Source organism: Pantoea sp. SORGH_AS_0659 (assembly GCF_031453915.1).
In the GTDB taxonomy this organism is placed as follows: Bacteria; Pseudomonadota; Gammaproteobacteria; order Enterobacterales; family Enterobacteriaceae; genus Pantoea; species Pantoea leporis.
Window position 1 is genome coordinate 594,743 of the sequence record NZ_JAVJAK010000001.1, and the last position, 12,050, is coordinate 606,792.

At 53.9% G+C, this 12,050-nt stretch carries 12 protein-coding genes and 1 riboswitch; of the genes, 6 read left to right on the plus strand and 6 right to left on the minus strand.

The window, feature by feature from the left end; all coding sequences use genetic code 11:
* The first annotated feature begins 4 nt into the window (after positions 1–4).
* On the plus strand, positions 5–2,863 hold the full coding sequence (glnE, locus tag Q3H59_RS02990; RefSeq protein ID WP_309833093.1) for a bifunctional [glutamate--ammonia ligase]-adenylyl-L-tyrosine phosphorylase/[glutamate--ammonia-ligase] adenylyltransferase: 2,859 nt from the start codon (positions 5–7) through the stop codon (positions 2,861–2,863).
* Positions 2,864–2,922: 59 nt separating this feature from the next.
* A complete protein-coding gene (gene hldE / locus Q3H59_RS02995) occupies positions 2,923–4,347 on the plus strand; it encodes a bifunctional D-glycero-beta-D-manno-heptose-7-phosphate kinase/D-glycero-beta-D-manno-heptose 1-phosphate adenylyltransferase HldE (RefSeq protein WP_222185383.1) in 1,425 nt (474 codons plus the stop codon).
* Positions 4,348–4,384: 37 nt separating this feature from the next.
* On the opposite strand, the gene Q3H59_RS03000 is transcribed toward hldE, so the two are convergent.
* Positions 4,385–4,690, minus strand: a complete 306-nt coding sequence (locus Q3H59_RS03000; protein ID WP_110867312.1) for a ubiquinone biosynthesis accessory factor UbiK — start codon at positions 4,688–4,690, stop codon at positions 4,385–4,387.
* Between the two features lie 171 nt (positions 4,691–4,861).
* Positions 4,862–5,011: riboswitch (FMN riboswitch) on the plus strand.
* A gap of 105 nt (positions 5,012–5,116) precedes the next feature.
* Here Q3H59_RS03000 and ribB point away from each other — a divergent pair.
* Positions 5,117–5,773 carry a 3,4-dihydroxy-2-butanone-4-phosphate synthase gene (gene ribB / locus Q3H59_RS03005; protein ID WP_008103416.1) on the plus strand — a complete coding sequence of 219 codons (657 nt, stop codon included), beginning with the start codon at positions 5,117–5,119 and terminating at the stop codon, positions 5,771–5,773.
* Positions 5,774–5,831: 58 nt separating this feature from the next.
* On the opposite strand, the gene Q3H59_RS03010 is transcribed toward ribB, so the two are convergent.
* Positions 5,832–6,215 (minus strand): cell wall hydrolase, encoded by a 384-nt coding sequence (locus Q3H59_RS03010; protein WP_309833097.1) that lies wholly within the window; start codon positions 6,213–6,215, stop codon positions 5,832–5,834.
* Positions 6,216–6,488: 273 nt separating this feature from the next.
* On the opposite strand from Q3H59_RS03010, the gene ygiD reads away from it, so the two are divergent.
* Positions 6,489–7,274: a 4,5-DOPA dioxygenase extradiol gene (ygiD, locus tag Q3H59_RS03015; RefSeq protein ID WP_309833099.1), complete on the plus strand. Its 786-nt coding sequence runs from the start codon at positions 6,489–6,491 to the stop codon at positions 7,272–7,274.
* A 38-nt stretch (positions 7,275–7,312) separates the two neighbouring features.
* On the opposite strand, the gene Q3H59_RS03020 is transcribed toward ygiD, so the two are convergent.
* The 4 genes from Q3H59_RS03020 to Q3H59_RS03035 all read right to left on the minus strand — a co-directional run bounded on the left by Q3H59_RS03020 (position 7,313) and on the right by Q3H59_RS03035 (position 10,973).
* Positions 7,313–8,476, minus strand: a complete 1,164-nt coding sequence (locus tag Q3H59_RS03020) for a glutathionylspermidine synthase family protein (RefSeq protein WP_210081101.1) — start codon at positions 8,474–8,476, stop codon at positions 7,313–7,315.
* A gap of 8 nt (positions 8,477–8,484) precedes the next feature.
* Complete coding sequence (locus Q3H59_RS03025) at positions 8,485–9,159, minus strand: DUF1190 family protein (RefSeq protein ID WP_061720467.1); 675 nt, start codon at positions 9,157–9,159, stop codon at positions 8,485–8,487.
* Positions 9,160–9,299: 140 nt separating this feature from the next.
* Positions 9,300–10,763: an outer membrane channel protein TolC gene (gene tolC / locus Q3H59_RS03030; protein ID WP_309836614.1), complete on the minus strand. Its 1,464-nt coding sequence runs from the start codon at positions 10,761–10,763 to the stop codon at positions 9,300–9,302.
* Between the two features lie 6 nt (positions 10,764–10,769).
* The gene (locus tag Q3H59_RS03035) at positions 10,770–10,973 is read right to left on the minus strand and encodes a hypothetical protein (RefSeq protein ID WP_008103404.1); all 204 of its coding nucleotides are present in this window, start codon (positions 10,971–10,973) and stop codon (positions 10,770–10,772) included.
* Between the two features lie 13 nt (positions 10,974–10,986).
* Here Q3H59_RS03035 and nudF point away from each other — a divergent pair, with 13 nt between their 5' ends.
* Positions 10,987–11,622: an ADP-ribose diphosphatase gene (gene nudF, locus Q3H59_RS03040; RefSeq protein ID WP_101762996.1), complete on the plus strand. Its 636-nt coding sequence runs from the start codon at positions 10,987–10,989 to the stop codon at positions 11,620–11,622.
* Positions 11,619–12,044, plus strand: a complete 426-nt coding sequence (locus tag Q3H59_RS03045) for a DUF1249 family protein (RefSeq protein WP_008103400.1) — start codon at positions 11,619–11,621, stop codon at positions 12,042–12,044. The genes nudF and Q3H59_RS03045 overlap by 4 nt, the downstream gene beginning before the upstream one ends.
* Positions 12,045–12,050: the final 6 nt, after the last annotated feature.

Here is a 12,050-nt window from a genome sequence, read left to right on the forward strand (position 1 = left end):
GAAGATGTTGTTACCGTTACCGGCGCTCATGCAGGCGCAGTTGGCTAATGTGGCAGAGCGACTTAATTTGCCATCCTCAGCGTTCACGCCAGAACAGGCGGGCGCGCTGACCTTTAGTGACTTTATCCTCGATAACCTGCAGCAGCATCCCGAATGGTGGCAGCATCTGCAACAGCAAGCGCCTGCGCCAGATGAGTGGCAGCACTATGCCCGCTGGCTGAATGACGTGCTGCACTCAGTTGAAAATGAAACCTCCCTGATGCGTGAACTGCGTTTGTTCCGTCGTCATATGCTGGTGCGCATCGCCTGGATGCAGGCGCTGCAACATGCCACTACCGAACAAAGTTTGCAGCAACTCAGCACGCTGGCGGAAATCCTCATCGCTGCCGCGCGCGACTGGGTTTGGCAGGATTGCAGCCGCGACTTTGGTACGCCATGCAATGAAGCGGGTGAAGCCCAGCCGATGCTGATTCTCGGCATGGGTAAACTCGGCGGCTGTGAACTCAACTTCTCTTCTGATATCGATCTGATTTTTGCCTGGCCGGAAAACGGCGTAACCCAAGGTGGACGGCGCGAGCTCGACAATGCGCAATTCTTCACGCGCATGGGGCAGCGGCTGATCAAAGTGCTCGATCAACCAACGGTGGATGGATTTGTCTATCGCGTGGACATGCGCCTGCGTCCGTTTGGTGATAGCGGTCCGCTGGTGCTGAGTTTCGCGGCACTGGAAGATTATTATCAGGAGCAGGGCCGCGACTGGGAACGCTATGCAATGGTCAAAGCCCGGCTGATGGGCGACGATCACGGCCACTGGAGTCAGGAATTGCAGCAAATGCTGCGGCCGTTCGTCTATCGCCGCTATATCGATTTCAGCGTGATTCAATCGCTGCGTAACATGAAGGGCATGATCGCGCGCGAGGTGCGTCGACGCGGCCTGAAAGACAACATTAAGCTCGGCGCCGGTGGCATTCGTGAAACGGAATTCATTGTGCAGGTGTTCCAGCTGATTCGCGGTGGACGTGAGCGCTCACTACAATTGCGCTCTTTGCTCCCTACGCTCAAAGCGATTGGTGAGCTGGCTTTGTTAAGTCAGAAACAGGTCGATCATCTACGTGAAGCCTATTTGTTCCTGCGTCGGCTGGAAAACCTGCTGCAAAGCATTAATGACGAGCAAACGCAAACGCTGCCAGAGAACGAGCTCGACCGCCAGCGCTTAGCCTGGGCGATGGGCGCGGCAGACTGGACCGCGCTGATGGCGCAGCTTGAGCTGCAAATGGCCGGTGTGCGCGCCATCTTTGACGAGCTGATTGGCGACGATGCACCGGATGTCGACGATCAGCCGCAGTTGGCTGAGTTTGCCGGGCTGTGGCAGGACGCGCTGGAAGAGGGCGATCTCATCCCGGTGGTACCGCAATTGGACGATGCGCAGCGTCACGCGCTTTACAACGCGTTGAACAACTTCCGCCAGGATGTGAGCCGCCGTACTATTGGTCCGCGCGGTCGTCTGGCGCTCGACCAGTTGATGCCGCGTCTGCTCAGTGAAGTTTGTCCGCGCGAAGATGCCGATGTGCTGCTGAATCGTCTGACGCCGTTGTTGCTGGGCGTGCTGACGCGCAGCACTTATCTGGAATTACTCACCGAATATCACGGCGCGCTGCGTCATCTGATTCGTCTGTGTGCCGCGTCACCAATGGTTGCCAGCCAATTGGCGCGCTATCCGCTGCTGCTGGATGAGTTACTCGATCCCGCAACGCTGTATCAACCTACCGCAACCGACGCTTACCGCGACGAACTGCGCCAATATCTGCTGCGTATTCCCACCGATGACGAAGAGCAGCAGTTGGAAGCATTGCGCCAGTTTAAACAGGCGCAGCATCTGCGCATCGCCGCTGCCGATATTGCTGAAACGCTACCCGTAATGAAAGTGAGCGATCACTTAACCTGGCTGGCAGAAGCGATTATTGAATCCGTGGTGCAGCAAGCCTGGCAGATGATGGTGCAGCGATATGGTCGTCCATCGCATTTGACTAGCGACAGTGAGCGCGGTTTTGCGGTTGTCGGTTATGGCAAGCTGGGTGGTTGGGAGCTGGGTTACAGCTCTGACCTTGATTTGGTGTTCCTGCATGATTGTCCGGATGATGCGGAAACCGATGGCGAGCGCGTCATTGATGGTCGCCAGTTCTATCTGCGCCTGGCGCAGCGTGTAATGCATCTGTTTAGCACGCGCACGTCGTCCGGCATTTTGTATGAAGTGGATGCGCGTCTGCGTCCTTCTGGCGCGGCGGGTATGCTGGTCAGTACTTTTTCCGCTTTCAACGAATACCAGCGCAGCGAAGCATGGACCTGGGAACATCAGGCGCTGGTGCGCGCGCGCATCGTGTTTGGCGAACCTGCGCTCTGTGAACGCTTTGATGAAATCCGCCGTAACGTTCTTTGCCTGCCGCGAGACGTTGAGACGTTGCAAAAAGAAGTGCGTGAAATGCGCGAAAAAATGCGGGCTCATCTCAGCAACAAACAGAAAGGTCGCTGGGAAATTAAGACCGATGAGGGCGGGATCACCGACATTGAATTCATCGCGCAATACCTTGTCTTAAGCTACGCGGCCGATCAGCCAGCGTTGACGCGTTGGTCGGATAATGTCCGCATTTTCGAATTGATGGCGCGTCATGGCATTATGCCGGATGAAGAGGCGCAGGCTTTGACGCATGCGTACGTCACGCTGCGTGATGCGCTGCACCATCTGGCATTGCAGGAATTACCGGGCCATGTGGCGCCTGAAGCCTTTGTCGCTGAACGCGCGGTGGTCAACAACAGTTGGCAGCGTTGGTTAAGCGGTATCCAATCTGACAGCGCGGAACAGTGAGCCTGATGGCTTATGTGGTAATATCCCGCGCATTATTTTGACCGTGTTGGAGTCTCTGAATGAAAGTAACACTGCCCACTTTTGGCAAGGCCACTGTGCTGGTCGTCGGCGATGTGATGTTAGATCGCTATTGGTATGGCCCAACCAGCCGTATTTCCCCGGAAGCGCCGGTGCCGGTGGTGAAAGTGGATACCATTGAAGAGCGTCCAGGCGGCGCGGCAAACGTCGCCATGAACATTGCTGCGCTCGGTGCAGCATCACGGCTGATTGGCTTGACCGGCGCCGATGATGCCGCGCGCGTGTTGAGCGAAACCCTGCAAAAGGTCAACGTCGACTGTGATTTTGTGGCGGTACAAAGCCATCCAACCATCACCAAATTGCGCGTGCTTTCGCGCAATCAGCAGCTGATTCGCCTCGATTTCGAAGAGGGTTTTGAGGAGATTGATCCGCAGCCGATTCACGATCGTATGCGTCAATCGCTGACGCAAGCGGGTGCGCTGGTGTTGTCTGACTACGCCAAAGGCGCGTTGAACAGTGTGCAGACCATGATTCAACTGGCGCGTGAAGCTAAAGTGCCGGTGCTGATTGATCCTAAAGGCACTGATTTTGAACGTTATCGCGGTGCAACGCTGCTGACACCGAATTTGTCTGAATTCGAAGCGGTTGTGGGTAAATGCAAAACCGTGGAAGAGATTGTCAGCCGTGGCATGCAGTTAATCGCGGATTATGAGCTCTCCGCGCTGTTGGTAACCCGTTCTGAAAACGGTATGACGCTGCTGCAGCCGGGCAAAGCGCCGCTGCATCTGCCTACGCAGGCGCAGGAAGTGTATGACGTGACCGGTGCGGGCGATACGGTGATTGGCGTGCTAGCCGCGGTGCTGGCGGCTGGTGACAGCCTGGAAGAAGCCTGTTTCCTTGCCAACGCTGCTGCTGGCGTTGTCGTCGGTAAGCTCGGTACTTCCACTGTCAGCACTGTTGAGCTGGAAAATGCCATTCACGCCCGTCCGGAAACGGGATTTGGTGTGATGACCGAAGCGGAGCTGAAAGCCGCTGTTGCGCTAGCGCGTCAGCGTGGTGAGAAAGTGGTGATGACCAACGGCGTGTTTGACATCCTGCACGCTGGCCATGTTTCTTACCTGGCGAACGCGCGCAAGCTGGGCGATCGCCTGATTGTCGCTGTTAACAGTGATGCCTCAACTAAGCGTCTGAAAGGCGAAACGCGTCCGGTCAATCCGCAAGAAAACCGCATGATTGTGCTGGGTGCGCTGGAAGCGGTGGATTGGGTGGTGCTGTTTGAAGAGGATACGCCACAACGTCTGATTGCGGGAGTGCTGCCGGATCTGCTAGTAAAAGGCGGTGACTACAAGCCGGAAGATATTGCGGGAAGCAAAGAAGTGTGGGCGAACGGCGGTGACGTGCGCGTACTGAACTTTGAAGATGGCATCTCAACCAGCAACATCATCAAAACTATTCGCAGTCATTAAGTGTGAATAGGCGGGAGGAAAACTCCCGCCAATGAGCTTACTGCGGAGTATCAATTTTCCCAGCGGGATCTGGCGTGACGATCGCCGGCGCGGGTGCCGCTGGACTTTCACTTTCTAACTTCGCCAGGCGCTGTTCCAGCGCAGCTAATTTCTCACGCGTACGCAGCAGAACCTGCGTCTGCACATCAAACTCTTCACGGTTAACCAAGTCCATGCGCGTCAACTGCGCCTGCAATACCTGACGGATTTTCTTTTCGACATCATCGCCAAAATCGCGAATCCCTTTCGGCATAGCTTCATGTACCTGGCGAGCCAGTTGTTCAATTTTTTTCGTGTCGATCATGATTATTTCCTGGTTACAGTGGCCGATAGCTGCGCGTGTTCGGACTCAATAGCTATTAAGTGTAATGCCTGAAACGAAAAGGTTAAACCTGAAATCCGCAACGCAGGAAATGCAAAAGCATTTGCACTTTTGTCGATTGCCCGACCAGATGATTGGCGTTATAGTTTGTACGCTTATTCTCAGGGCGGGGCGAAATTCCCCACCGGCGGTAAATCAGCTCTAGCTGAAAGCCCGCGAGCGCTCTCACAGCAATGTGAAAGGTCAGCAGATCCGGTGTAATTCCGGAGCCGACGGTTAGAGTCCGGATGGGAGAGGGTAACGACATCAGCCGGGCTTTGCCCGCGTCACGTTTTTGCCATGTGTTTTGTACGCACTCCTAAGCACGCCCTGGTTCTGGTAACTCATATTTTATAAGGTTTTTTTACCATGAATCAGACGCTTCTTTCTGAATTTGGCACGCCTGAACAGCGTGTAGAGCGCGCCATTGATGCGCTGCGCAACGGCCGCGGTGTAATGGTTCTCGACGATGAAAATCGTGAAAACGAAGGTGACATGATCTTCCCGGCAGAAACCATGACCGTTGAACAGATGGCATTAACCATCCGTCACGGCAGCGGTATTGTGTGCCTCTGCATCACCGAAGAGCGCCGTCAGCAGCTTGAGCTGCCAATGATGGTGGAAACCAATACCAGCGCTTACGGCACCGGTTTTACAGTGACGATCGAAGCTGCAAGCGGTGTGACCACCGGTGTTTCTGCCGCCGATCGCATCACCACGATTCGCGCTGCGGTGGCTGATGGCGCGAAGCCTTCAGACCTTAACCGTCCGGGCCATGTGTTCCCGCTGCGTGCGCGTGAAGGCGGTGTTCTGTCGCGTGGTGGACACACCGAGGCGACAATCGATCTGGTGACGCTGGCAGGATTCAAACCTGCGGGCGTACTGTGCGAATTGACCAATGATGATGGCAGCATGGCGCACGCGCCAGAAGCGATCGTGTTTGCTAAGCAACATGATATGCCGGTCGTCACCATTGAAGATTTGGTGGCGTATCGCCGTCAGCGTGAAACGCGTCACGCCAGCTAACTGAATTGATACAGAAAAAAGAGGCCGGATAGATATCTATCCGGCCTCTTTTTTTGTTTTAGCGATTGGCGTAAAACACGTGATTGCCAATTATCACTGTACGCTGAAAGGTATGACGCCACGCCGGTTTAGCGTGATGTGCATGGAAAAAGGTCGCGCCTTTCGTTACGTCCTGTAATTCTCCTTCAACGATCTTCTGTGCCAGCTTTCTGGCGCGTTGCCAGCTCTTATCTTCATGTGGTGGATAACGATAAGGATTCTTTTTGAGAGACGTCCAGGAGAACTGCTTTGGTGCATACACCACAGGACAGATCTCTTTGACATCCCAATTGGCCCGGTTCATGGTCACCGTACCAACGGCTATTTGTCCTTTAATCGGTTCGCCACGCGCTTCATGGTAGATATTCATCGCCAGGCACAATATTGCTCCCTGAATTAACATAAATTCCAACTCATGTTTCTAAAACCGGGTGGAGTTTATGAAGTTGATTCATTGGATGTAACAAGACCGGTCTCGCTCGGTCTTAGGTGCGGGCTATATCACTGATATCTAAAAGCAGCGCGCGCATTATTGAGACCTATCTTGTCTCAAATTCCCCCGTCCAATATCATTCAAATTCTCTGACAGAGATCATCATACTTATCAGCGTTAATCCCCCAGCGAAAGCGCGTATCGTAGCGGTTAACAAAGCGACACTTCGTCAAAGGATTAATCATGAGCACTACACGCATGCCTGCGCTGTTCCTTGGTCACGGCAGCCCGATGAACGTACTGGAAGATAATCGTTATACCCAAACCTGGCAGCAATTGGGCGCAACCTTGCCGCGTCCACGTGCGATTCTCGCGGTTTCGGCGCACTGGTACACACGCGGCACGGCGGTAACGGCGATGAATAATCCGCGCACTATCCATGATTTTGGTGGTTTCCCACAGGCGCTATTTGATGTGCGCTATCCCGCGCCAGGATCGCCAGAACTGGCTCAGCAAGTGATGAATTTACTGGCTCCGATCGCCGTTCATGCCGATCAGGAGTGGGGTTTTGATCATGGTTCCTGGGGGGTGCTGGCAAAAATGTATCCCGATGCCGACATCCCAGTGGTGCAACTGAGTATCGACGGCACTAAACCTGCTGAATGGCACTACGCATTGGGGCAAAAGCTGGCGTCATTACGAGATGAGGGTGTGATGATCGTGGCCAGCGGTAACGTGGTGCACAATCTGCGTATGCTGCGCTGGCAGGGCGCAGAAACCGCGTATCCGTGGGCGGAGAGCTTTAATCAGTTTGTCCGTGAGAATCTGGATTTCCACGGTGAGGCAGCAGATCACCCATTGGTGAACTTTATGCAGCATCCGGATGCACAGCTTTCGAACCCAACGTCTGAACACTATCTACCGCTGCTCTATATTCTTGGCGCGCGTGCCGCTGATGAAGCGATCAGCATTCCTGTGGAAGGGATGGAGATGGGCGCGATCAGCATGATGTCAGTGCAGATTGGCTAATGCGCAAGGCCGCCCGAAGGGTGCGGGCGGCACAGCTTTTATTCAATGAAGGTATGCGGATAGAAGCGCGACAGATCCTGTGTGATCAAGGCACGATCTTCGCGTAAGCCGATGCCCGCAGGTTGATCGTCAATCAGCCAACTGCCGATCAAGGTATAGCTATCACCAAATTTCGGTAGCTGATAGAACTGCTGGATAATCATGCCTTCTTCGCCATACGGACCATCGGCGCGGGCGATCTCCTGACCGTTTTCAATGATACGAATATTGGCACCTTCGCGTGAAAATAGCGGTTTCACCACGTACTTATCCATCTGCGGCGCGTTCTTATCATCGGCAAAGTAAGCGGGCAGCAAATTGGGATGATTAGGAAACATTTCCCACAGCAGCGGTAACAACGCTTTATTGGAAATGATGCTTTTCCAGGCCGGCTCCAGCCAACGCACGCCCGCATCCGCCAGCTTGGTAGAAAACACTTCGCGCAGCATGAATTCCCATGGATAGAGCTTAAACAGATTGCTGATAACCTGATCGTTTACGTCGGTGAACTGGCCTCTTTCACCCAATCCAATCTCGTCAATATAGAGAAACTCGCTCGGCAATCCGGCTTCAGTGGCGCAGTCCTGCAGATATTGCACCGTGGCGCGATCTTCCTCAGTATCACGGCAGCAGGAGAAGTGCAGCCAGTTGAAACCGAACTGCTGATGCAGCGTGGCGAAGCGCTCAATCAGCTTCTCTTGCAGGCTGTTGAACTGGTCGCTGCCCTGCGGCAGATTGCCCGCTTTGACCTGGTCTTCCAGCCAAATCCACTGAAAGAAGGCGGCTTCATACAGCGAGGTTGGTGTATCCGCGTTGTTTTCCAGCAGCTTAGCGTCACCTTTGCCATCCCATGCCAGATCGAGGCGCGAATAGAGCGAAGGCTGGCGCAATTTCCAGGAATCACGCACAAAGTCCCAGGTGTGCTTAGGAATACAGAAACGGGTGAGCAGCTCGTCACTGTTCACCACTTTTTCCACCGCCTGCAAACACATCTGGTGCAGTTCGGCGGTGGTATCCTCAAGCTGTTCAACCTGCGCTAGCGTGAATTGGTAGTACGCATCTTCACACCAGTAAGGTTCGCCATACATGGTGTGAAACTGGAAACCATATTCCGCGGCTTTTTCACGCCAGTCTGGACGTTCGGGGATTGCAATACGTTGCATGCTGCGGCTTAGCCTCCTAGCGAGCGGCTGCCGGTGCCAGAAGCACTACTGCGCTGCATGGTGTTTTGTTTTGCCACGCTGTCACCAAAGCCGCCACGCGTAATGGTGGAAGTGGTCGCGGGTTTCGGCGCCATTGCTGTTTTCGGCACGTTGATGGTGCGGCCCGATGTGGCATTACCGTAGTTTTTACCCGCAGCATCAACAAATTTACCGTTTGCCGGGCTGTTCGGATTTTTTGGCGAGAACAGGGGCTGCTGGGCAAACCCTGCACCACCGCTCATCATGCGTCCCATCATGTAACCGGCCATCAACGGCATCCAGAAGCTACCGCTTTGCTGAGCTTCAGCATTGTTTGCGGTGGTACCTACACCCGCTTGTGCAGGCGTTTGCTGGCATTGGTTTTCACCAAACTCAGCCACACAATCTTCGCGCGTAGCGTATTTTGGCGCGGTACGTTCGGCTTCTTTCTGTGCGTTGTTATACGCAGTGGTACATTGCGCGCTCTGGCCTGGATTGGCTTTGGCGCAATCATCCGCGTTTTGATAGAGCGACACCGTTTCGTCACTCTGCTCGCAGCCTGCCAGCATAAACACTGCGCTAACGGCAAAGGCGACTGGCGTTAAGTGGCGTGCCTGCCAGCTTTTACGAAAAGCGGCATGGCGAATATTTTTCGTCCGTTTCATTATTTTCATCCTGTGCCCAAAGGTGGGGTAAGGATAGGGGATGAGCGGTGGAAAATGAAGCGCGAAGCCAGATGGGGAAAGGATCTTTACGTAGCTATACGATTGAATGCGAAAGGGGCCGCATACGGCCCCCTGGGGAATTAATTACCGAATGGATTTCCGCTGCTGCGTGCGGCAGCTGGACGGGCTTGTGCGGCAGTTGAAGGCGATGAAGCTTTCGGACCGTTATCCACACGCGCGGCCTGCTGGTTATTCTCCGGCGCCACCACTTCAGGTGTCGTTGTGATCTCTTTGCCCAGCGTGCTGTTCAGCTGCTGCAGATCCTGCTCGTTCAGCGTACCCAGCGCATATTTGATATTCAGCTGGTTGATCAGATAGCTATAACGCGCATCAGAAAGCTGCTGTTTAGCATTGAACAGCGTGGTGGTCGCATCCAGCACATCGACGATGGTACGCGTACCGACCTGATACCCGGCTTCCATCGCATCCAGTGAGCTTTGTGCAGAGACAACGGCTTGCTTATAAGCATCAATGCTGCTGATAGAGGCATTCACGTTATTGAATGATGAACGTACCGTCTGAACCGCGCTACGATGCGCGCCTTCCAGCTGTTCGCTGGCCGCGACATAGTTGTACTGCGCCTGTTTCACCTGCGAGGTGACCGAGCCGCCGCTGTAAAGTGGCATGGTGAAGCTCAAGCCAACCTGGTTAGAACCGGTGATGGAATCGGTGCTGCCAGCGCTCTGATTGGCGCGACTGCCGCCATATTTGCTATTCGACATACCGGTTGAGGCGGTCAAATCCAGCGTCGGCATGTGGCCGGTTTCGGCTGAACGAATCTGCTCACGCGCCAGATCCTGGCTCAGTCGCGCAGAGAGCAAGGTCAGGTTGCGGCTTTCCGCTTCTTTCAGCAGGCTGGCCACAGCATCTGGACGCGCGGTTTTGAAACGATCGATATTCAATGAAGCCAGCGACAGATAATCCATGCCGGTAATCTGACGCAGCGATTCCACCGCATTATCGAGGTTGTTACGTGCGGTCACTTCGTTAGCCAGCACGGTGTCATACTGTGCACGGGCGTTCTGCACGTCAGTGATTGCGACCAAACCCACGTTAAAGCGCTGCGTGGTTTGATCCAGTTCGCGGTAGATCGATTGTTTCTGCGCTTCGGTGTAAGAAAGCGTGTCGATTGCCTTTAACACGTTAAAATAGGCAGTCGCCGTGTTAAGAATCAGGTCTTGCTGAGCAACCTGATAGGTAACATCCTGAATACCAGCCTGTTTTTCCTGCAGCGACAGCGCACGCCATTTCGACATATCGAAAATAGTTTGAGTTAATTGCAGAGAGGCGCTGGTCGTGTTGGAATGAAGTCCGCTGCTGTCACGGTAGCCATTGTCATATTTGTAATCTGCGCCCAAGCCTAACTGCGGCAATAAAGGACTACGCGCTTCATTGATTTTCTCAAATGCAGCGTCGCGGTTAGCGGCAGAAGATCGCAGATCGGGGTTGCTAAGGCGCGCCTGCTGATAGACCTGCAACAGGTTTTCTGCCTGGCTGGCAAGGCTGAATCCGCCCAGAGTCAGCCCAATAAAAAGTGGGAGCAGGTTTTTTCATTTGCATTCCTTTTGTTGCAGCAAAATGCACTGGTAGTGCTGCAGGTAAGCCAAAAAAATAATCGCCGATTCTACAGAGGCGGCGTCAGAGATAAGTTGGCTGAACGTGCCTTCTTCCCCTAATTTACGTAAATAATTCAAAAAGAACCACTCGGACGGAGCGGTAGACTTGGCTTTTCTTTGCTCCATCCCAATCTGCATAAGGAATCAGACGATGGCGAGTGAAAAAAAATCCCCTGTGACTTTCACAAAAAACGATGTAGAAATTATTGCACGCGAAACGCGTTACGATGGTTTTTTTTCCATCGTCAGCTACCGTTTCCGCCACCGTCGTTTTAATGGCGAAATGAGTGGTGAAGTGGTGCGCGAAGTTTTTGAGCGCGGACACGCCGCCGTGCTGCTACCCTATGATCCCTTGCGTGATGAAGTGGTACTGATCGAACAGATCCGCATTCCCGCTTTTGATTCCAGCCCAACGCCCTGGCTGCTGGAAATGGTGGCTGGCATCATCGAACCTGGCGAAACACCAGAAGATGTCGCACGACGTGAGGCGGTAGAAGAGGCTGGCCTTAAGGTTGGCCGCGTCAAACCGATAGTGAATTACTTAGCCAGCCCCGGCGGAACGTCTGAACGTTTATCGGTGCTGGTGGGCGAAGTGGATGCCAGCCTGGCAGAGGGAAATCACGGGCTGGAGGAAGAGAATGAGGATATTCTTGTCCATGTGGTGAGCCGCGAACAGGCTTATCGCTGGGTGGAAGAGGGGATTATTGATAACGCGGCATCTGTCATCGCCTTGCAATGGCTGGCGTTGCACCATGAAAAACTACGACAAGAGTGGAAGCTAAAATGAAACAGCGCTATACCCCTGACTTTCCCGAAATGATGCGCCTGTGCGAAACCAATTTCGCCCAGCTGCGTCGCCTGCTGCCGCGTAATGACGAGGCAGGCGCATCGGTGATTTATCAGGTGAATGGCGCCAGCTATCAGCTCACCATCGAAGAATCGACGCGTTACACCACGCTGGTGGAAGTGCGTCAGGTGGCGCCCGCAGTGAGTTACTGGAGCCTGCCTTCTATGTCGGTGCGGCTCTACCATGATGCGATGGTCGCTGAAGTGTGTTCCACTAAACAGATCTACCGATTTAAAGCGCGCTATGATTATCCTAATAAAAAACTGCATCAGCGCGATGAAAAACATCAGATTAACCAGTTCCTTGCGGATTGGTTACGTTACTGCTTAGCGCACGGCGCTGTGGCAGTACCGGTTTGCTGATAGCGT